Source organism: Acinetobacter sp. GFQ9D191M, assembly GCF_011174875.1.
GTDB lineage: Bacteria > Pseudomonadota > Gammaproteobacteria > Pseudomonadales > Moraxellaceae > Acinetobacter.
On the sequence record NZ_JAALGV010000022.1, the window covers coordinates 124,548 to 145,701 of the forward strand.

The following is a 21,154-nucleotide window of genomic DNA, read 5'->3' on the forward strand; positions in this document are numbered from 1 at the left end:
AACCTTCCCCCTCGATCAGCCCAAAAATAAGCTCAGGCAGTTTAAACCATCCCCAGAAAAACAGCGTCATTTATCCTGTTATTTTTGATCAATAAAACCTGAATCCCTAGTTTTTTGCTCTGTTTTTTCTTTCATCAAATCTCTGCATTTATGTGAAAATACCTGTAATTTAAAGATTTTTTGCCATTTTTCAGCTTTTTGCAATTGCACCCATGGGTACATTGTGCTATCAATAAATCAGAGCGTAAAAAACACACAACATACGGAGAAAAATCATGGCTTACCAACATATTTTAGTCCCAGTAGACGGTTCAGATATTTCCTTTTCTGCAGTTCGACATGCAGCCAAAATTGCCAAGGCATTTGGCAGTAAACTTTCCCTGATTAGCCTGATTGCAGAAGACCCTTTTACTGAAGCTGACTTCTACTACAGTTCAACGATTATGAAAGAGTATTTTGCTCAGGCTCATGCCAATGCAAAAAATGCCCTAAAAGAAGCCACTGCAATTGCAGGCAGTGAAGGTATAGAAGCAGATTCCCGCATTGTGACTGGCCTGGTGAATGCCGAACATATTGCTGAGACTGCAGAGGAAACCCAGGCTGATCTAATCGTCATGGGTTCACACGGCCGTAAAGGCTTCCAGAAAATGATTCTGGGCAGCTTTGCACAGGATGTTCTTGGCGCCAGTCAAATTCCGGTGTTAATCGTTAAAAAATAATCTGATTTGCGCATCTTCAAGGTGCGCAATTTTTTCAGGCAGTGTTTCTGTCTGAACCCTTCTACAGTAAACCTCCATTTTCTAAATGATCATTTCACTGCATATTCTAAAAATGAGGAAGCACCATGCAAAACTATGAACATATTCTTGTCGCACTCGATGAATCCTCGATGTCCTATGCTGCAGCTGAACATGCCCGTGAGCTGGCCAAAGCTTTTAATAGTAAGGTGACATTGGTCAGTATTATTGCTGTAGACCCATTTAAAGGCGTGGACTTTTATAAGGTTGCTCCCGCAGTCACTGACTATTTCATGCAGGCAGAACAACATGCACTGGATCTTTTAAATGAGATTAAGGCAAATTTTGTGCATGATGGTACACAAGTCACGACCAAGATCATTCATGGTATGGCACCTTCTGAAGGAATTCTTCAGGCAGCGCAGGAAGTTCCGACCGATCTGATTATCATGGGATCACATGGCCGTAAAGGTCTGCAAAAACTGATGCTGGGCAGCGTGGCACAGAATGTCCTTTCCCAGTCCGAGATTCCGGTATTGATTGTGAGACCTTAACGTAACCCAGACAACAAAAAAGCCTGCGATGCAGGCTTTTTTTAGCGAACTTTTTGATTCAGTTCGTTCAGGAAGAGTTCAGCATCCAGCTGGCTATTAAATACTTTTTTGTATTCTCCAGCTTGCTGAATAGAATGCGGTGTATATTGAAGGGAGATTTCAAACAGACCAGTCGCAGCATTTCTGCTGACATGAACCGCAATAATATGCCGAGTATTTAAATAAAAACCATCTTCGATTTTCACTAACATCTTGAATAAGACCTCTAGTATATCAATTTGAAGATTTCTTCATGTTTAATAGAAAAGTATAGTTTTACTTTCCTGTCTAGCCTCTTACTGTAAACCTTTTATGTGACTGATTTCACATTATAGTATTTTAAATGCGCTTAAATTCACCATTTAAAATAAGTCAATAATAAAAAGCCGGATCAGTTGATCCGGCTTTTTACATAACGATCTTATACGCTTAACATACTGTTCAATGTCTCTGAGACATTTTTCGATTTCACCTGTGGTTTTAAAGCTTCAAGTTGTGCTTTGACTTCACTGCGTTGTGGTTCAATCAGGGTATACCAGCGTGAAAGCACCTGAAGTAGACGTGAACCGACAATCGGGTTTTTCTGATCCAGATATTTCGCCAGCTCGATATAATGCTGCACACCAAAGCTCCAGGTATTGACCGGATTGGCATTCAAACCGCCACTCACCGCACGGATACGGTTTGGCACTTTCAAGTCATAATCCGCATGCTCAGTGAGTGCTTTAATTGTTTCTGCAGTCGCTTTTGGATGAGCTGCTTGCAGCATGAACCATTGATCCAGTGCCAGTGCTTCATCTTTAAAGCGGTTATAGAAATCATCCAGGAATGCTTTGGCTTGAGGCGCATCATTCCATACCAGCACACGCAAGGCACCCAAACGTTCAGACATATTGCCTGTATTTTGGTATTGCTGCTCTGCCAGTTCAAATGCACTTTCATCACCTTGACGTGCAATCAGCATCAACATGATATTTTTCAGTGCACGCACACCCATCGCCTGAGAGAAATCTGACTGCAGCTCAGGATCCAGACTCAGATAGATTTCTTTAGCTGTTGCTCCAAAGGCACGTGCCAATTTATGCAGCAAGGCATCACGTTTTTCCTTGATCATGGCTGGATTATAGTCTGTATCAATACGGCTACCCAGGTAACCTTCAGCCGGTACATCAAACAGACGGGAAGCCAATAACGGATCTTTTTGAATCAGATCAGGCAAGGTATTTAGCATTGCCTCGATATAGATTTCAGAAGGTTGATCATCCAACAAAATGCGTTCTAATAAAGTCTGGGTCGCCTGCCACTGGTTAAAACCATTGGTTTCATATTGCAACAGGAACGCCAGTTCTTGTTCAGAGTAATCAAAATGCAGATCAACGGGTGCAGAGAAGTTACGTAGTAAAGAAACCACCGGCTTGCTGGTTAGACCGCTAAACTCGATGGTCGCTTCATCCTGATCAAACAGATACACCCCATCTTTGACGCCATTTTCAAATAAGGCATCAGTGTGCAGGCTCAGCTGCTCGCCTGTAGCCGCATCAAACAAAGCCAAAGCCACTGGAATCGGAACAGCTTTCAGATTCGGATATTTCGGATGAGCTTTCAGACTTTGCTTAAAGCGAAGACGATAAGTTTGTGTATCTGCATCATACTCACCTTTAGCGACCAGTTTCGGTGTACCTGGCTGGTTATACCAAGTCAGGAAGTTTGATAGATCTACCCCTGAACCGGCAGTCAAGGCAGCTACCCAGTCTTCAACCGTTACGGCCTGACCATCATGACGGCGGAAATATTCATCTGTACCTTGACGGAATTTTTCTTTACCGAGCAAAGTCGCCATCATACGGTTAATTTCCGCACCTTTTTCATACACGGTCGCCGTATAGAAGTTATTAATTTCTACAAAATGATCCGGTCGCGGTGGATGCGATAAAGGACCAGAATCTTCCGGGAACTGATGCGCTTTTAGTACTGCCACATCATCAATACGCTGTACGGCAGCAGACTGTAGATCTTCCGAGAAAGACTGATCACGGAATACAGTCAAACCTTCTTTCAGACATAGCTGGAACCAGTCACGGCAAGTAATCCGGTTACCTGTCCAGTTATGCAAATATTCATGGGCAATCACTGATTGCACACGCATGATGGCAGCATCAGTTGTATATTCTTCATCAGCCAATACGCATGAGGTATTGAAGATATTCAAGCCTTTATTTTCCATCGCACCCATGTTAAATGCGCTGGTTGCTACGATCATGTAATTGTCGAGATCATATGGCAGACCATAATGCTCTTCATCCCAACGCATGGAATGCTTTAAAGCTTCCATCGCGATTTTGCATTTTGGAATGTCTTTTTCTTCAGCATAGATTTCCAGTGCCACATCACGACCCTCTGATGTGGTATAGCGATCTTTCATCACTGCCAGATCACCGATTACGCAGGCAAATAAATAGCTCGGTTTCTTGGTCGGATCCTGCCAAAGCGCATAGTGACGGTTTTTATCCACTTCGCCGGTTTCGATTAGGTTACCGTTAGCCAGTAGAACCGGATACTTTTTGTCAGCTTCAACACGAGTGGTAAATACAGACAATACATCTGGGCGGTCTGGATAGAACGTAATTTTACGGAAACCTTCCGGCTCATTTTGAGTCACGAACAGATCTGAACTGGCCTGATACAGACCTTCCAGCATGGTATTGCTTTCTGGATGAATCTTGACCACTGTTTCAATAGTCGCCTGATCTGGAGCATTGCTAATCACCAGTTGCTCAGCATCTAGAATATAATCTGATGCATTTAGTGGCTGACCATTTAACTGGATTGATTGCAGTTCCAGGTCACGACCAAGCAATACCAGATCACCTGCTGTTTGACGCTGCATCTCCAGTTTGCTGCTGACCAGCGTATGATCGTCATAGACTTGAATATTCAGGTCGATTGAATCTACAACAAAAGAAGGTTTTTGATAGTCTTTTAAATAAATGGTTTGATCTGCTTCGATCACCGGATTCGCCGCGATATTCATATAATGTCCTGATCCTTTTTGCACAGCTTCTAAGGCAAAAGATTGTCAATGCATTGATCATACGCCTTGATCTTGAACCTGTCTGTGCGTTTCATTTGTATTGTATATGGGAATAATTACTGATCTTTTCAATTGAGCTACATCAAAATATACGATAATCGCCTTATATTTGCCCGATATCTAAAATCCCCATCTCTAAAACAACTTAAAGATAAAATAAAAAAAGCTTTCATCTGCACTGTATGATTCCTCTATGCATGATTCCTGCACATGCAAAGTATTATTCCAATATGAAAAATTACTGCCTGGGTTCAGGACAACCTTATATCTAATTTAGATGCTGGGCGCTGCAAAACCTGACTTCTAAAAGATTAAGTTCTGGTTAATCTGCGTTCCAAATTTCATTTTAAATGCACAAATGACATGCACCAGTTTGAATGCATTTTGCATCACCCAACAGCAATGGCAGGATTCAAAGAAAGATATATGCCAAGTTTTCGGCTAATATCATATTTTTTTACATTTTCTTATGTGCTTGATTTAAAAATATATAATTTATGATTAATAGCAATTCCGAAATATTGATTAAAAAATGAGCATAGTTTTTGCTACAGTTTAAGTGTGTTTTCTCCAAGCGCAAAGACTCCAAAAATAACGACAACAAAGAAATTGAGGTGAGCTATGTATTTAAAACAGCATGTGGTACGGATTGAAAATCTTAAAATACTTCAGGTTCTGGATCAGGCCAATATTGATCATAAAGTCATTGCCCTGTTTATGAGTTCTGAGGGCGTTCAGCTACAAGCGCATGAGGTCAGTGCGATTCTGAATACTTATGATGCACTTGGTGCCAAAAAGGTTCCATCCAAAAAAGTGCAGGCGTTGATTCAAGCGAAACATCAGGGAGAGGAAGACGAAACATTACCATGCCCTGTTTAAAAACGATGATCCAGTTTTCTTGAATACAGGGCTACTTCGGTAGCTCTGTTCGTTTAAAGGCTCTCTTCTCCTGAAAATCTGCTGCATTAAAAATATTCTCAAATGACGCGTGACTTTGATGAGCTGTGTATAATCGCAGTTTCTCTTTATTCTGGAGTTGTGCGCAATCATGGTATTCAACGTTCTGCAAAAACAGCTTGATGAAAGTACGCAGTGCCCGTTATGTAAGGCCTCCATGTACTGGATCGAGGCAGAACAGTATGATCAGGACATTACTTATCATGAATGCAGCCACTGCCAGCATCAGCTCTATACCGACCAGAAACATAACTGTTATTGCGATCAGTGTCTGGCTCAGCGTAAACGTATGCTGAAAGAAGTCCGTTTACAGGAAAACCGGAAATTTCATAAAAAACAGGATCGGCATGAATATGAGCTCAATCAGCTCAGCTTTATTAATAAACTGTTTCTGCTCTCGATTCTGGATGAACAGGTTCAGGAACATAGCCAGCATCAGGAATATATTGACTGGCATGCCATTAAATATTATTCCATCAGCCCGAATTACCTGTATCAGCATGGTCTGGTCAAAAATCTGCTGAAAGACCAGATTCTAGTTCCTAGAGATATTCAACAAGAGAATCAGCAGTACTATATTAATGTACGTCTGGATGGCTATTCTGAGCCAAGCCTGTTTAGTATTACCCAGCAATTGCGTTACTGGTTCTATGAAAATCTGAGCAAAGGCGTACCTTTTAAAAGTGCGGATGAAGTCAAAGATGCACTGTATTGTCTGCTGTATCAGGAAGTCATTCAATTCGCACAGTTCTATTGCCGTAGCTGGGGTATCCAGATTGCGGGCAATCAAAGTTTTCAGACCTTTTGCTATCGCCTGCTCGATGTTTTGGCTGTGGGACAGATTTATTATCTCGTGCAATCGGCCCTCGAATATCTGTATCAGCAGAAAGCTTTAAAACCACGAAATGAAAATTTCATTAATACCAATTTACTGAAAAAGACTCTACAGCAATATCGGGAACGTTCAGTGAATGAAAAATGGGAAACCTCTATTCTGCCTCGTCCACCACAATTGCCTTTGAGCAAAATGAGCAGCATCCTGTTTTTTCGTTTCCTGGGTTATGATGAAAATATTTTCTTCCAACCGGTCTGGCGTTCATGGCAAAAGATTGAACCACGCCTGAAATTTTATTCACAAAAACGCTGTATGCATTGCGGCTCACAAGAGCTTACTGTTGAATATGATGCCAGCGATTATGTCAGCCTGTTATGCCGTAACTGCAAACATCAAGACCATTATTTTACCCGCTAAGCATTTAGCAGCTCTATTCATATTTGAAAGATCAGGATGATGAATACTTCCGTGCAACAATTACAAAATACTCTTTTCGATCAGATCTGTGAAGCCTGGTCATTGCTTCAAGAGCAGCAACCCTTGGTGCATGTGATGACCAATGCGGTGGCCAGCAATTATGTGGCCAATATCTTGCTGGCTGCGAATGCTTCGCCCGCTATGATTGATAATCCTTTTGAAGCAGAGAGCTTTGTCAAAATTGCCGGGGCACTCAGTTTAAATTTGGGAACACCGACTACTGAACAGGTCGAGGCAATGCAGATTGCTGCGAAAACAGCACACAGCATTCAAAAGTCATGGGTACTAGATCCTGTTGGTTATGGAAATGTACTGCATTGGCGTTCAGGTGTTGTGGATCAGCTCATGACCTATCAACCCACAATTTTACGGGGGAATGCTTCAGAAATTGGTGCTTTGGCAGGGAAAAATATTGAGTCCAAAGGCGTCAATAGCACTGTCGATAGCTCAGAAGTCTATCTACAGGCGCAGGCCTTACTGGAACAATGTGAATGTATCGCTATTTCAGGTGAGTCTGATTACATCATTTCCAGAGATTATCCGGTGATTCAGGTTTTAGGCGGTTCATATTTACAGCCGCGCGTCACAGCAACTGGATGTGCCCTAGGGGCCCTGATTGCAGCGTATAGTGCAGTAAGTTCTCCTGCGATCGCAGCGCTCTCTGCTCATGTTCATTTTGCAATCGCCGGTCAATTGGCTTTTGCCAAAGCACCGACCTTAGGCCAGTTTAATGCTGCATTTACCGATGAGATCCATCAATTGAATATAGAAACGATCCGTCAATATGCAGACTTTCGGATTTTGGCGGATTAAGCATCAGTCGGGTGTTTTATAATGAACACATGGAACACCCTATTACACTATTCAACTTATTTTTTAGATAATTAAATTCAGCCCTAATCTGGCAAAAATAATTTTTCAAGCGCTCAAGCTGAGTATTGTGTAAGCTTTGGATGAGCTTTTGTATCTCGAATTTGACTAATATCTTTCAAAATTACGTGAAATATATATTTTACCACTTAGTCAAATTCACACTTATTTTTAAACTTTATTTAAATTTGTTTAATAATTCTAAATAAAGTATGTCTGGATTTTGATACTTCAGTAAGATTTATTACTTCTAAACCTGTAAAACCTATTACGCATTCTTGGCTTCCGAAATATTCAATACTCCATTTAGCCTGAAGAATAAGCTTAGGTGAGCATTAATATCTAAGTCATAAATAATATTCAATAAAAGAGTCAGTTGCCCTTAAGCAACTGACTCAAAAAATAATCAAGACAGGCGATTAACCCTGATAATGGATACTCACCGACTTAATCCGGTTATTTTCGATTTCCATTACCTTGAATTGAATACCTTGGTAGTTCAGTTCAGTGCCTACCTCGACCACACTATTGGTTTTATCCAGAATCAGACCGGCAACACTGATATAGCCTGCATCTTCATCAATCAGATCCAGCATACCGAGCTCAAGTTCTAATTGGTACAAATCCAGCATACCAGATGCAATCCAGTGTGTATCATCAACTTTGACCAGATCCAGCTGCTCATCGGCATCCGGGAATTCACCGGCAATTGCCTCAAACACATCTAGCGGTGAAATCAGACCTTGTACATGACCAAATTCATCGCTCACCAGCACCAGAGAGCCTTTTGAGGTACGTAAGGTATTAATCGCGTCAATCACCTTCATTCTTTCAAAGATATAGATAGGGCGATGACGCTTGATCAAAGCTTTTAACTCTTCCGGTTCATCCAGTACATCTAACAGCTCTTTGGCACGAACGATGGTAATCACCTTATCCAGACTGCCCCGACAAACCGGAAACAGGCTGTGGGGTACAGACAGGATTTTTTCACGGATTTGTTCCGGACTATCCTCCAGATCGACCCAGGAAATCTGACTTCGTGGGGTCATGATCGATGCTACAGAACGCTCTGCCAAGGTCAATACCCCGCCAATCATATAGCGTTCTTCATCCGCAAAGGTTTCCTGTGCTTCATGCTGAGTAGTACTGGTGGTTTCAAGCTTAGCGCCCATCAGTTGGAGAATACTGTTAGCAGTGCGATGACGCAACGGAATCTTGGCTTCATGTTTCGCAGCATTGCGCTGACTAAACTGGTTAAAGGCTTCAACTGCAATTGCAACGCCAATACCAGAATAGATGTAGCCTTTCGGAATATGGAAACCAAAACCTTCTGCCATCAGGCTGATCCCGATCAGTAACAGGAAGCTCAAACATAGAATCACGACCGTAGGATGACGATTCACAAAGTTAGTCAATGGTTTAGACGCCAATAACATCACGGCCATCGCGATAATCATGGCCGCCATCATGACATAGATATTATCAACCATACCTACGGCGGTAATCACCGAGTCCAGTGAAAATACGGCATCCAAAATGACAATCTGGGCCACAACTGCTGTAAAGCCCGCATATGCCACCTTGGTCGTGACCTGTATTTCAGGCTTACCTTCAATTTTTTCATGAAGTTCGGTAACGGCTTTATAGAGCAGGAATAAACCACCAAAGAGCAGAATCAAATCCCGTCCAGAGAAAGTCCAGTTAAATAATTGAATAAGCGGTTGAGTCAAGGTGACTAACCAAGAGATCGCGAACAACAGACCTAAACGCATCAGCAAGGCTAAGGATAGACCGATCACACGGGCCTTATCACGCTGTTCAGGGGGAAGTTTCTCAGCCAGAATGGCAATAAAGACTAGGTTATCAATACCTAAAACGATTTCGAGAATAATAAGAGTAATTAAACCAACCCAAATTCCGGGATCTAATAAAAATTCCATTAGAACACCATCCCATTTGAGTATGTAAGCAACGAATATGGAAGATCAACGCACGGCGAGGGATCCATTTAATTTAACCTTTTCGACTTAAGATGTATCTATTATGCATAAACTTATGATTTTTGAACAATAAAATTTATGAAAAACTGTTGCACCGCTTTGCCTCTCCTCATTCTAAAATCTTTTAATTTTCAAATCATTGGCCTGAATCTGTTATGTTCTACATAACTCATTACAAATTAAAGAAAATTTAGGCTTCTTTTTGACCCTAAGCGCATTAAATCTAACTGATAGAAGCCTGAGATATAAATTACTGTTTCTCTTAATATTCATATCGCAGATTCAAATCTCAAGTGCGACACATTTGTAGTTAGTTGAAAAAGTTAGGTGTATTCATAGAATCATTGGACTTTTTCAACTCGCAATTGGAAAGCACACAATGAAGAAATACACCCAACTTTCTCAAGATGAAAGATACGAAATTTATGCTACTTTGAAAAGTAAAAGTTCAATCGCTAGCCTTGCTCGGGAGTTAGGGCGTTCACGATCAACCATCTACCGTGAATTAAAAAGAAATACTGGGCAACGTGGATATAGAGCTCAACAGGCAGCGAAATTTGCAAGTCAAAGACGGTACCGTCCTTCATCACCCATGACAGCATTTGCCTTCGCTTATATTGATTACTTGATTGGCTTGGACTGGTCACCAGAACAAATTTTAGGCGCTTTAACACAACGCGGTTGGCTGGATGTACCTTCACATGAGTGGATTTACCAGTACATTTATGAAGATAAATCAAAAGGCGGTAAACTCCACCTACATTTAAGGCATCAGAAGAAATATCGAAAACGAGGTTACAAAAACACGGATCGTAGGGGGCAAATCATTGATAAAACAAGTATTCATTGCCGAGACCAGGTCATTGATCAACGACAACGTTTAGGAGATTTCGAAGGTGACACTGTAATTGGTAAACATCATAAAGGTGCTTTATTAACTCTCGTTGATCGAAAGAGCTTGTACGTACATATTGTTCATTTAGGGCCAACGAGAGCATCCTCTCAAACGATTACTTGTGCATTAGATCGTTTACGGATGAGCCATGCTTATAGTGTTACTTTTGATAATGGTAAGGAATTTGCCGAACACAAAAGAATCACTGATGCCGGCATAGATACGTATTTTGCTGATCCTTACAAGTCTATTCAACGAGCAAGGAATGAAAATACGAATGGTTTAATCCGGCAATATCTGCCAAAATCATCATCGTTTGATGACGTGTCAAACGAACAAATAGAGCAGATAGAATTTGCACTCAACCATCGTCCTAGAAAAACACTAGGTTGGTATACGCCTAGTGAAGTTATGGCTGGTTTTTATACTGTTGCACTTGCCGCTTGAATCCGCCTATCTAATCATGCATCATAAAATATTGAATCATCCACTATCCGACTAAGTCCATTAAATCCACTTATCTAAAGACATATTTTAAATATGGATTTTTTTATTAAAATAGTTCATACACGTTATAAATAGTTAGTCGTGGGATCAAAAAGATGCATAAGTTTCTCATCCAAAACGGTTTTATTCGATGGGTGACCAACTTAAATGTACTCGCTCTAGCTTTCGATCAGATTTGAGAAATCCGAATCTGCGTCGTGCTACAGATTAAAAAATGTATCAGAGCATTCATTTAAACAGCATCGATTTTGAATTGTATTTCCGCATACTCACCAAAAGTAATATATGCGCAGGTCGGCCATTTATCCATATGGTTTGCCAATCTAGTTCTTATTCAGACTCTAAATTTAATCTGGAGTCTTAAGATTTGCATGTCATATCAATGCCATTCATCTGGATAAAGACAGTTACAATTTGCCCCGATTGATCTACAACACGTAAATCACCTGATTTTTTTGGTGTTAAGAAGATCTAACAAATGCAATCTCGTTAACATTTTAAAAATAAAGGTTGAAACATGTATAAACTTTTACATAAAATGTCAGTGCCCTAGAAAAATAAATAAAAGGAACATTTCATGACTAAAAAATATGCAAAATTTTTACCTTGTGCAGAAGACTTTAATTTAGAAAACTTTCCATACTACTGGGTGACTCAAGTTCATGCCCAATATGTCCTAAATGTAGATCATGCACTTAAAAAGTATGGTGTCGATAATTCACGTCGCCGTATCTTGCTTGCTCTTAAAGCCAAACCACATGCCAGCGTTTCTGACCTGTCAGAAATGGTCGTATCTAAAATGTCGACAACCACCAAGATCGTTTATCGCTTAAAAGATGAAGGTCTGGTTGAAACCTATTCCTGTGAAGACGATGCTCGTATTACCCGTGTCGCGCTGACTGAAAAAGGAATGGAAATGACACATAAAATTAATGACCTGACCAATGTTGTACTGGAACAGTCATTTGAAGGGCTAACCCCATTACAAATTGAAAAAACCATGGAAAGCTTACGCCATATCTTTAAAAATTTGGCTCGTTAAGTATTTTTCAATTTTGAATTTAGCTGGCGAGATCAATAACACCTTTTATAATAATTAACGATCCGCCATTGCTTTCTAGGTTTTAGGAATCAAAAAAGTTCAGCTGTGGACTGGCTTTTTTGATTCTTTCTTTTGGTACATGTGAACATTCGAACTCCTCTACTGGAAATCCCTGTACAAAGCTGCGAATATCCGGTTGCGTGAGATTCAGCCATTCATGTAAACGTTCGTGCGGAATCACAATAACTGAACGTTTAATATTCCCCGGCTCATGAAACTCTTTCATCATGGGATGGTCTATTGCATCCATCGTAATCATACTAGCCGAACGTACGATTTCATCCTGCACCCGAGCAATTTCATACAGTGCCGCAATAAAGGTCGCTTTTCCATCTTTACGCCTGACGCCCCAGCGCTGTGGTTTATTATCAAAATACTTTGACTCATAAAATTCCGAGACGGGAATCACCCCAAACTTGCATTTGGCTGTCGCTTCTGCAAAGGTTGGTTTTTGCAGCAAAGTTTCATTTCTGGCATTGTAGGTTTTTGTCCCAATCGTTTTATCCTCTGCCCATTTGGGAATAAAGCCAAAGTTAACCGAGCGCCATTCCAGACCTTGATCAGATTGAAATAACAAGGGGGTAGCATAATTCGGATAGACTTCTTCCGGATATTCAAAGGGAATTTCCGGCAAGCCCAGATCATGTATTTGCTGTGAAGTTAAAGGCTTAAAGTTGGCACACATGCTTAATCAGACAGATCACTTGATGTTCTGATTATAGCTTGATGCCAAGCTTAAACCTGTATGGATTATGGATAAGTTTCTATCATTTAATATTATTCACTGGGTACAGTCAGCCAGTGAGTACGGGTGAATTCCTCAAAAATCCAGCGTCCATTAAAACGCCCAAGCCCAGAGTTTTTCTCTCCCCCAAACGGAGCATTAGCCTGATCTGCCACACTAATACCATTGATATGAGTCATACCGATATCCAGCTGTTCTGTAAAACTAATACCACGTTCAATATTCGAGGTACAAACCGCACTAGATAAGCCAAAACGGGTATCATTGGCCAGCTTTAAGGCATGTGCTTCATCACGAGCTTTCAGTACTGGCAGAATCGGTCCAAAACTTTCTTCCTGAGCCAGTGGAGATTCAGGTGCTACCCCAGTAAAGATATGTGGATAGACCAGATTACCTTCTATCCCCCCTTCGTATACCAGCTCTGCACCCTGCTCTTTTGCACTTTGAATAATCTGCTGATGTTTTTTGATCTGACTCTGATTGATGATCGGCCCAATGATGGTCTCTTCTAGATTTGGATCACCCACAGCAACAGTTTTCACTCGCTCTAAAAGTTTTTCCACATAGGCATCATGAATAGACGCATCGACAATGACCCGATTGGTGCTCATACAGATTTGCCCCTGATGCATAAAGCGTCCCATGATTGTCAGTTCTACTGCCAGCTCAAGATCAGCATCATCCAGAATCACCAGTGGCGCATTTCCGCCCAGTTCCAGCGCCAGACGTTTAATTCGAGGGCTGGCTAAGGCTTTACTTCCTACATTCTGTCCGACTTCAGTAGAGCCCGTGAATGAGATCATTTTTGGAATCGGATGTTCGACAAAATAATCACCGATTTCACTGCCTGCACCTGAAATCACATTGAGCACACCTGCGGGTAAACCAGCTTCTTCAAACAATTTGCCTAATAAGGTTCCACCTGTCACTGGTGTATCACTTGCTGGCTTGAGTACCACACTATTTCCACAGGCAATCGCTGTTGCTACCGAACGCATGGATAAATGAAATGGAAAATTCCATGGGCTAATGACACCAATCACACCCAAGGGTTTACGCAGTACCAGACTTTTACGTTGGGGATCTTTGCTCTCCAGCTGTTCAGTCTTGATCTGCTCCGGAAATTTCTGACTTTCCTGAATAATGGATAAAGCAGCGCCAACTTCCAGACCCGCTTTAAAACGGGTACTTCCAGACTCAAGAATTAACCAGTCAATAATTTCATCTTGGCGTGCCTGAATCACCTGTTGTAGTTTTTGCAGGATTTGCTGTCTTAACTCAACTGATTTAATAGCACCCTGCTGAAAGGCTTTATCAGCTGCAGCATAAGCCGCATCCACATCTGCAGTACTGGCCGCCTGCAAAGTAAAGATCGTATCCTGGGTGTAGGGATTCAAATTCTGAATCATTTTCTGGGAACGGCCGGGTTGCCACTGACCCGCAATAAACTGCTGATCCAAATTTTGATATGCCATGCTGTTCTTCCCTGCAATTTATTGATTTGCTTTTACTTTAGCAGAGCCATTTCAGGATGGAAGTGACAGCGACGAATTGTTACGCTTTTATCTTTAGCTTTATAAGTAAGTGGAACTTACTGATGCATGATTCTCTTTTATCGCAGTTTAAATCTTCCAGTACATCAGCCAAAATACGATTCTTAGAAATTAAAAATTGCGAATTAAACTGAGTCTTAAATACACTATCCAAAGCTCTACAGCTACCCAGCATGAGGAACTGTAAACGCTCATACGAATAGCGACTGGCAGATATAAAGCTACTGTTTAACAGATAATTATTATTAAAATTTTCTTCTGTGACATTGTTCTGTTTTAGGTGTTCAGTCAGTTAGTTTACCTTCCAAAAGAACATTTTTATCCTTAGATCTTTTTTAAGAGCAATAAAAAAGCCTCCGAAGAGGCTTTTTTTCAAGTTACAGGATTAGTCACCTGTATAACCTTTAAGTTTTAAACGAGCTGCATGTAGAAGCGGCTCTGTATAGCCTGATGGCTGTTCACCACCTTTGAAGATCAGATCAGAAGCAGCCTGGAATGCAATACTATTGTCAAAATCAGCAGCCATTGGCTTGTACAGTGGATCATTCGCATTTTGCTCATCCACAATTTTCGCCATGCGTTGCATTACTTCTTCAACCTGTTCACGCGTTACAATTCCATGACGTAACCAGTTGGCAACATGCTGAGAAGAAATACGTAAAGTTGCACGGTCTTCCATCAAGCCCACATCATTGATGTCTGGAACTTTAGAACAACCTACACCCAGATCAACCCAACGAACGACATAACCCAAGATACCTTGACAGTTATTTTCCAGTTCTTTTAGTTTCTCTTCTTCAGACCAATTGGTATCAGTTGCAAGAGGTGGAGTCAACAAATCATCTAAAGGCAACGCTTCAGTTGCAAGCAATTCTTGCTGACGGTTTGCCACGTTAATTTGGTGGTAGTGAATCGCGTGAATCACTGCACCTGTTGGAGATGGAACCCATGCACAGCTTGCACCTGCTTCAGGATGTTCAGTCTTGGTTTTGTACATGTCTAACAGCATGTCTGGTTTTGGCCACATGCCTTTACCAATCTGTGCTTTACCACGTAGACCTGTTTGTAGACCTACCATGACGTTACGGTTTTCGTAAGCTGGGAACCATTTTTGGCCTTTGATTTCGCCTTTACGCACGAACGGACCTGCTTCCATGAAGGTATGGATTTCATCACCTGTACGATCCATGAAACCGGTGTTAATGAAGATGGTACGGTCTTTTGCCTGAGCAATACAGTTTTTCAGGTTAACCGAAGTACGACGCTCTTCATCCATGATACCAATTTTCAGCGTTTTCGCAGGTAAACCAAGCGCCTGTTCAGCACGTTCAAACAGTTCAACCGCAAATGCAACTTCTTCCGGACCGTGCATTTTTGGCTTAACGATGTACATAGAACCGGTACGTGAGTTCTTGATCGTGTTCTCACCACGGATATCAGCCACAGAAAGCAATGGAGTTACCAATGCATCCATAATGCCTTCATAAATTTCTTCGCCATCTACAAGGATCGCCGGGTTTGTCATCAAGTGACCCACGTTACGAAGCAGCATCAATGAACGGCCATGAACCTTGGTCTCACCGCCTTCAACATTTTTGAAAGTACGGTCAGCATTTAGTTTACGGGTAATGGTCTTGCCATTTTTCTCGATAGACTCTTCAAGCGTACCTTTCATCAAGCCTAACCAGTTACGGTAGCCTTCTACTTTTTCTTCAGCATCAACTGCTGCAACAGAGTCTTCCAAGTCCTGAATCGTCGTTACAGCTGCTTCAAGCACAACGTCTTTTACGCCTGCAGCATCTGTTTGGCCAATTGGGCTGTTTGCATCAATCTGGATGATCGCATGCAGGCCGTTATTTTTCAATACAATTTCAGTCGGTGCAGAAGCTTCGCCATTGTAACCAACGAATTTAGAGCTATCCGCAACAGTTGTGGTAGAGCCGTCTTTCAGCGTTACAACCAGTGCATTACCTTCAACTGCATATTTGGTTGCATCAGCATGTGAACCTTGTGCCAGCGGGAATGTTTCATTTAAGAAGTTTTTCGCGAATGCGATAACTTTCTCACCACGTTTCGGGTTATAGCCTTTACCTTTTTCAGCACCATCTTCTTCAGAGATCACGTCGAAGCCGTATAAAGCGTCGTATAAAGAACCCCAGCGTGCATTCGCTGCGTTCAGGCAGTAACGTGCATTACGTACTGGAACTACCAGCTGTGGGCCAGCCAATAGTGCAATCTCTTCGTCTACATTTTCAGTGCTGATCTGGAAATCTTCTACTTCTGGTAATAAGTAGCCAATTTCAGTCAAGAAAGCTTTGTAAGCTTGTAATTCAAATGTGTTATTGCGATGCCATTCATCAATTTTAGCTTGAATATCATCACGCTTAGCCAAAAGTGCTTTGTTTTTAGGGCTAAGATCAACAACGACTTGTTCAAAGTTCTTCCAGTATGTTTCGCTGTCCAAACCAGAACCTGGTAGTGCTTCATTTTCGATAAAATCGTAAAGTTCTTTAGCAATCGCTAACTTGCCTTTTTGAATACGTGCAGTCATTGTCTTTCCTGATATTGCTACTTTTTATACAAGAGATTCTAGTATACCGATTAAAATCTAGCTGAATAGTACTATCACACCGCAAAATAATGAGCATTTTTCTAATAAGAATACCCTCATATTCTTATTAAATGATGTCACACACGATGCAATATCATCCTGCTAAATACCCTCATGACAGTGTATAAAGTTTTTGAAATGTAGAAATTAGACTTAAGTTCAGATTTTTGAATAAAAGTTGTCCGTTCTTTTTATACAAGGTCATATTTAGATCAAGATTAAGCCATGTTTGGCTGAGCTTGTCGATCTTTGACGCAATGGAATGCATAAAAAAGCGCCGGTCATGACCAGCGCTTGTTGTATTTATTCAGGCTCACTTGAAGCTATTTTCTCGATCTGGCGATGTTCAGAATGCAGGTATTCATCTGACTGCATTTCCAATAAGCGTGAACGAGTCCGTTCAATTTCGAAAGCCAGTCGCTCACCTTTATAAAGATCAACGATATTATCTTCTGAGGTCAATAGTAATTTGACTCCACGGTCATAAAATTCATCGACCAGATAAATGAAACGGCGTGTGGCATCATTCAGGAAATCGGTTAAATGCGGCACATTGCTGACTAATACCGTATTGTAAATATTCGCAATTTCAATGAAGTCAGCTGGACTACGCGGTTTTAGACATAGTTCAGAGAACTCACACCACAAGACATCTTCAGTATGGGCCACAGTTTCCACAATGCGGTTATTGATGATGATTGGCTCTTGAGAAGAGGTTTGGGTTTGAGTCAGTGCGGTATAGCGATGTGCCAACCAATTTTTATTATCATGCGTTAGTGGATATTTGAATAATTGCGCCTGCTTTAAGACACGTAAACGGTAATCCACACCGGCATCTACATTCAGAATGACACAGTTTTTCTTGACCATTTCAATGGTTGGCAGAAAACGGTCACGGTGAATCCCATTTTTATATAAACCATCTGGTGCAATGTTCGAAGTTGCCACCAGCGTAATGCCACGCTCAAACAGCTTCTGGAACAGATCACTCAGGATCATGGCATCTGTCACGTTAGATACAAAGAATTCATCAAAACAGATCACCACAGCATCTTTATAAATCTGATCCGCTACCAGATCCAGAGGATTGCGCTGACCCGAAAGCTTGTTTAATTCACGATGCACATGTTGCATGAAATGGTGAAAGTGCATACGGGTTTTACGGCGAAATGGAATCGATTCATAAAACTGATCCATGAGCCAGGTCTTGCCACGACCTACTCCGCCCCACATATATACGCCTTTTGGCGAAGTCTGACGACGAAAACGGCGAAAGGCTTTTTTAGACGCTTTGAAGCGCTGAATTAATTCCAGCCAGGTACGATTCAGCTCATGTACTGCCATGGCCTGTGCATCATCAGGCATAAACTGTCCTGAAGACAAAGCCTGTGCATAACGTTCTGCAGGAGAGATCGGACTAAAAGCGGTGCTGTGCTGTGAATTAAAATCGGACATAGGTTTCGTACTATTCAGGATCTGTTTAATTATAGCGGAGTTTAGAACGCACACTATAACACTTTGGCATTAACTAACTTAGGCTATTTTATATATTGCCGAGGACTTTGCCCAAACCAACGCTTAAAGGCATGGTTAAAAGCAGCCGGTTCGGAATAACCCAACAACTCTGCAATCATTTCAATCGAATACTGTTTATATTCAATGAGTCGCAAAGCTTTATCTTTAATAATCTCTTCGCGAATCTGTTTATAACTGGTATCGAACTGCTGTAATTGATGGCGTAAAGTACGTTCTGGAATATTCAGAGCCTGAGCCGTTTCAGCCATACTTGGCATCAAACCGGTTTGCAGCTCCAGATAATCCTGTACTCGCTGTACCACAGTCGGGACATCAGCATCTTCCGCCAGACGTTCCAGTTCAGTCAGACACTTTGCTTCATAGACTGCAAAGGTCTCCGCATCTGCTGAAGGAATTCGGATATCCAAAATGGCCTCATCAAACCAGAATGCAGCTCTTGCAGCACCAAACTGTACCTGTGTTCCATAATAATCATGATAGATTTTCTGGGTAGCAGGTTGTTCCGGTGCGGCGAAAGGCAGTTCAATCTGCAAGTCAGGCTTGGACAAACCCATCATCTTGTAAATATCGCGAATGAACTTGAAAGTACCTGAAATCTCAGCTTGCGCGACCAGCATTCCCAGATGATCTTCCGTTTTCTTGGGATAATAGCAAAGCGCACTGCGGTACTCACTTTGCTCCACTCCCAACTGACCGGTAAGATGCGTCAATTGCTGAAAACGAATCACCTGATGCATCGCATCACGTACGGTTGGACTGGTCACCAGCAACATCAGCAAAGGCCCATAACCTGCCAAAGCATAATGCTGGCCGATCAATAAACCCTGTTCTGGCTGGATATCCTGACCCACCACCTTGAGCACATCATATTCCACGCTTGGGTGAATAATTGAAGTCGGATCAAGCGCATCAACACGCAAGCCGATATTTTGCAGTTTTTGATCGACCTCTATGCCAGCCTTGCGCATGCCCTGGATCAGATACATCAGACTGAGAACAGAACGTTTCATAACCATACAAATACAATGTGATAGCTCTAGTTGTACTATAAAAATAAACCGTCGGCTATTGCCGTTTAGATCAATTTTATATCTAATAGCCAGTTAATAAATCAAGATAATTATCCATTATTAAAATAAGCAAGGAATGCGAAGATACTGGACAATACAAGCCCTACCCACACCCATCCTTATACCAAAGTGGCCATTATCGGTGCCGGTTTTGGCGGGATAGCGATGGCAATACGTTTACAGCAGCAAGGCATCCATAATTTTATTATTTTAGAAAAAGATAGCGATTTTGGTGGAACCTGGCGCGATAATCAGTATCCGGGAGCAGCCTGTGATGTGCAATCACATATGTATTCCCTTTCCTTTGCTCCCAAAACTGACTGGTCAAAACGCTATGCCGAAGCACCGGAAATTTTTAGCTATATTCAGGATTTAGTCAGTCATTATAATCTTCGGGCTTTTGCTCGGCTGAATACCGAAGTACTTGGGGTTCATTACCAGCAAGACCGATGCTTATGGCAGATCCATCTGCAGGATCAAAGCATTCTGGAAGCCCAGTTTGTAGTATTTGCCTCTGGTCCTTTACATGTTCCTCAAATTCCTCATATTACGGGCATTGAAAAATTTAAGGGTAAAATCTTTCACTCTTCTCACTGGGATCATCATTATGATCTCAAGGGAAAAAATGTTGCATCGATTGGGACTGGTGGCAGTGCAATTCAATATATCCCTGAAATTGCACCCGAATGCAAACAGCTCTATGTCTTGCAACGTACTGCGGCTTGGGTTATTCCACGGGATGAGCGCCTATATCATGACCTGGAAAAAAAGCTATTTTCCAAATATGAATGGTTCCGCAAGTTACACCGGATTCGCCTGTACTGGTCCAATGAATCACGCGTGGTGCCTATCGTTAAACCAACTGTCATGAAATATGCTCAGAAACTGGCTGAAGCTTATATTCGCTATCAGGTCAAGGACAAGGAAACTGCCAAGAAGTTAACTCCAGGCTACATCATGGGCTGTAAACGGATTCTGGTGTCTAATCAATATTTCCCTACCTTTAACCGTAAAAATGTGGAACTGGTTACTGAAGGCATTTGTGAAGTGACTGAAAACAGTATTATTACAGTAGATGGTAAAGAACGTCCGATTGACTGCCTGATCTACGGTACCGGATTTATTACTGATCCAAGAATTTATCTGAAAAATTTTGACTGCACTGGCCTGAATGGCATTCACTTAAATGATGTCTGGAAAGATGGTGCCGAAAGCTATTATGGAATCTGTGTGAAAGGTTTTCCGAACCTGTTCCAGTTATTAGGGCCAAATACTGTGCTGGCACATAATTCAGTCCTTTTCATGATTGAAGCGCAAGTAAGTTATATCCTGCAAATGATCGCCCTAGTGGATCAATCACATAGTGATGCAATTGTGGTCAAAGATCAGGTACAGGAAAAATTCAACCAGGATGTCCAACATATGCTGGACAATACGGTCTGGCAATCTGGCTGTGTCAGCTGGTATCAACAGGAAGGTGGGAAAAATTTTGCCTTGTGGCCCACTTATACCTGGAAATACTGGCTCAAAATCAAAACCCTTAATGCGGCAGATTAGGGTCTGTTGACACTT

Annotated in this window: 17 protein-coding genes; 8 read left to right on the forward strand and 9 right to left on the reverse strand. The window is 41.6% G+C overall.

Translation table 11 applies throughout. The features are described from left to right. Positions 1 to 78: 78 nt before the first annotated feature. Positions 79 to 222 carry a hypothetical protein gene (locus G5T77_RS04645; protein WP_166135019.1) on the reverse strand — a complete coding sequence of 48 codons (144 nt, stop codon included), beginning with the start codon at positions 220 to 222 and terminating at the stop codon, positions 79 to 81. 53 nt (positions 223 to 275) lie between these two features. On the opposite strand from G5T77_RS04645, the gene G5T77_RS04650 reads away from it, so the two are divergent. After that, positions 276 to 719 (forward strand): universal stress protein, encoded by a 444-nt coding sequence (locus G5T77_RS04650; RefSeq protein ID WP_125279008.1) that lies wholly within the window; start codon positions 276 to 278, stop codon positions 717 to 719. Positions 720 to 844: 125 nt separating this feature from the next. After that, the gene (locus G5T77_RS04655; protein WP_104425970.1) at positions 845 to 1,291 is read left to right on the forward strand and encodes a universal stress protein; all 447 of its coding nucleotides are present in this window, start codon (positions 845 to 847) and stop codon (positions 1,289 to 1,291) included. A 41-nt stretch (positions 1,292 to 1,332) separates the two neighbouring features. Here G5T77_RS04655 and G5T77_RS04660 read toward each other — a convergent pair whose 3' ends face one another. Beyond that, a complete protein-coding gene (locus G5T77_RS04660) occupies positions 1,333 to 1,542 on the reverse strand; it encodes a hypothetical protein (RefSeq protein WP_004783945.1) in 210 nt (69 codons plus the stop codon). 209 nt (positions 1,543 to 1,751) lie between these two features. After that, entirely contained in the window at positions 1,752 to 4,361 is a 2,610-nt protein-coding gene (gene pepN / locus G5T77_RS04665; protein ID WP_166135022.1) for an aminopeptidase N, read from the reverse strand. A 681-nt stretch (positions 4,362 to 5,042) separates the two neighbouring features. Here pepN and G5T77_RS04670 point away from each other — a divergent pair. From G5T77_RS04670 to thiM, 3 genes are all read left to right on the forward strand, one after another. Next, positions 5,043 to 5,300 carry a hypothetical protein gene (locus tag G5T77_RS04670; RefSeq protein WP_166135025.1) on the forward strand — a complete coding sequence of 86 codons (258 nt, stop codon included), beginning with the start codon at positions 5,043 to 5,045 and terminating at the stop codon, positions 5,298 to 5,300. A gap of 169 nt (positions 5,301 to 5,469) precedes the next feature. Next, positions 5,470 to 6,630 carry a hypothetical protein gene (locus G5T77_RS04675; protein ID WP_166135028.1) on the forward strand — a complete coding sequence of 387 codons (1,161 nt, stop codon included), beginning with the start codon at positions 5,470 to 5,472 and terminating at the stop codon, positions 6,628 to 6,630. A gap of 39 nt (positions 6,631 to 6,669) precedes the next feature. Continuing rightward, positions 6,670 to 7,503 carry a hydroxyethylthiazole kinase gene (thiM, locus tag G5T77_RS04680; protein WP_166135031.1) on the forward strand — a complete coding sequence of 278 codons (834 nt, stop codon included), beginning with the start codon at positions 6,670 to 6,672 and terminating at the stop codon, positions 7,501 to 7,503. A 476-nt stretch (positions 7,504 to 7,979) separates the two neighbouring features. On the opposite strand, the gene G5T77_RS04685 is transcribed toward thiM, so the two are convergent. Then, positions 7,980 to 9,503 (reverse strand): TerC family protein, encoded by a 1,524-nt coding sequence (locus G5T77_RS04685; RefSeq protein ID WP_004783960.1) that lies wholly within the window; start codon positions 9,501 to 9,503, stop codon positions 7,980 to 7,982. A 439-nt stretch (positions 9,504 to 9,942) separates the two neighbouring features. Between G5T77_RS04685 and G5T77_RS04690 the strand changes: the two genes are divergently transcribed. Continuing rightward, the gene (locus tag G5T77_RS04690) at positions 9,943 to 10,905 is read left to right on the forward strand and encodes an IS30 family transposase (RefSeq protein WP_005095842.1); all 963 of its coding nucleotides are present in this window, start codon (positions 9,943 to 9,945) and stop codon (positions 10,903 to 10,905) included. Positions 10,906 to 11,542: 637 nt separating this feature from the next. Continuing rightward, positions 11,543 to 12,007, forward strand: coding sequence for a MarR family winged helix-turn-helix transcriptional regulator (locus G5T77_RS04695; protein WP_004783963.1), 465 nt, complete (start codon positions 11,543 to 11,545; stop codon positions 12,005 to 12,007). An 82-nt stretch (positions 12,008 to 12,089) separates the two neighbouring features. Here the strand turns inward: G5T77_RS04695 and G5T77_RS04700 are convergent, their stop codons facing one another. From G5T77_RS04700 to G5T77_RS04720, 5 genes are all read right to left on the reverse strand, one after another. Next, positions 12,090 to 12,752, reverse strand: coding sequence for an SOS response-associated peptidase family protein (locus G5T77_RS04700; protein ID WP_004783965.1), 663 nt, complete (start codon positions 12,750 to 12,752; stop codon positions 12,090 to 12,092). 92 nt (positions 12,753 to 12,844) lie between these two features. Beyond that, positions 12,845 to 14,287, reverse strand: coding sequence for an aldehyde dehydrogenase family protein (locus tag G5T77_RS04705; RefSeq protein ID WP_166135045.1), 1,443 nt, complete (start codon positions 14,285 to 14,287; stop codon positions 12,845 to 12,847). A 463-nt stretch (positions 14,288 to 14,750) separates the two neighbouring features. Further along, the gene (locus tag G5T77_RS04710) at positions 14,751 to 16,916 is read right to left on the reverse strand and encodes a malate synthase G (protein WP_034702314.1); all 2,166 of its coding nucleotides are present in this window, start codon (positions 16,914 to 16,916) and stop codon (positions 14,751 to 14,753) included. A 363-nt stretch (positions 16,917 to 17,279) separates the two neighbouring features. Further along, on the reverse strand, positions 17,280 to 18,431 hold the full coding sequence (gene zapE / locus G5T77_RS04715; protein ID WP_166135048.1) for a cell division protein ZapE: 1,152 nt from the start codon (positions 18,429 to 18,431) through the stop codon (positions 17,280 to 17,282). 83 nt (positions 18,432 to 18,514) lie between these two features. Next, entirely contained in the window at positions 18,515 to 19,522 is a 1,008-nt protein-coding gene (locus tag G5T77_RS04720) for an AraC family transcriptional regulator (RefSeq protein ID WP_166135051.1), read from the reverse strand. 144 nt (positions 19,523 to 19,666) lie between these two features. Between G5T77_RS04720 and G5T77_RS04725 the strand changes: the two genes are divergently transcribed. Beyond that, on the forward strand, positions 19,667 to 21,139 hold the full coding sequence (locus G5T77_RS04725; protein ID WP_166135066.1) for an NAD(P)/FAD-dependent oxidoreductase: 1,473 nt from the start codon (positions 19,667 to 19,669) through the stop codon (positions 21,137 to 21,139). Positions 21,140 to 21,154: the final 15 nt, after the last annotated feature.

Bases quoted from the DNA above. Each gene is read 5' to 3' on its own strand.
- G5T77_RS04645 (WP_166135019.1), bottom strand. From the start codon at position 222: ATGTACCCATGGGTGCAATTGCAAAAAGCTGAAAAATGGCAAAAAATC.
- G5T77_RS04650 (WP_125279008.1), top strand. From the start codon at position 276: ATGGCTTACCAACATATTTTAGTCCCAGTAGACGGTTCAGATATTTCC.
- G5T77_RS04655 (WP_104425970.1), top strand. From the start codon at position 845: ATGCAAAACTATGAACATATTCTTGTCGCACTCGATGAATCCTCGATG.
- G5T77_RS04660 (WP_004783945.1), bottom strand. From the start codon at position 1,542: ATGTTAGTGAAAATCGAAGATGGTTTTTATTTAAATACTCGGCATATT.
- pepN (WP_166135022.1), bottom strand. From the start codon at position 4,361: ATGAATATCGCGGCGAATCCGGTGATCGAAGCAGATCAAACCATTTAT.
- G5T77_RS04670 (WP_166135025.1), top strand. From the start codon at position 5,043: ATGTATTTAAAACAGCATGTGGTACGGATTGAAAATCTTAAAATACTT.
- G5T77_RS04675 (WP_166135028.1), top strand. From the start codon at position 5,470: ATGGTATTCAACGTTCTGCAAAAACAGCTTGATGAAAGTACGCAGTGC.
- thiM (WP_166135031.1), top strand. From the start codon at position 6,670: ATGAATACTTCCGTGCAACAATTACAAAATACTCTTTTCGATCAGATC.
- G5T77_RS04685 (WP_004783960.1), bottom strand. From the start codon at position 9,503: ATGGAATTTTTATTAGATCCCGGAATTTGGGTTGGTTTAATTACTCTT.
- G5T77_RS04690 (WP_005095842.1), top strand. From the start codon at position 9,943: ATGAAGAAATACACCCAACTTTCTCAAGATGAAAGATACGAAATTTAT.
- G5T77_RS04695 (WP_004783963.1), top strand. From the start codon at position 11,543: ATGACTAAAAAATATGCAAAATTTTTACCTTGTGCAGAAGACTTTAAT.
- G5T77_RS04700 (WP_004783965.1), bottom strand. From the start codon at position 12,752: ATGTGTGCCAACTTTAAGCCTTTAACTTCACAGCAAATACATGATCTG.
- G5T77_RS04705 (WP_166135045.1), bottom strand. From the start codon at position 14,287: ATGGCATATCAAAATTTGGATCAGCAGTTTATTGCGGGTCAGTGGCAA.
- G5T77_RS04710 (WP_034702314.1), bottom strand. From the start codon at position 16,916: ATGACTGCACGTATTCAAAAAGGCAAGTTAGCGATTGCTAAAGAACTT.
- zapE (WP_166135048.1), bottom strand. From the start codon at position 18,431: ATGTCCGATTTTAATTCACAGCACAGCACCGCTTTTAGTCCGATCTCT.
- G5T77_RS04720 (WP_166135051.1), bottom strand. From the start codon at position 19,522: ATGAAACGTTCTGTTCTCAGTCTGATGTATCTGATCCAGGGCATGCGC.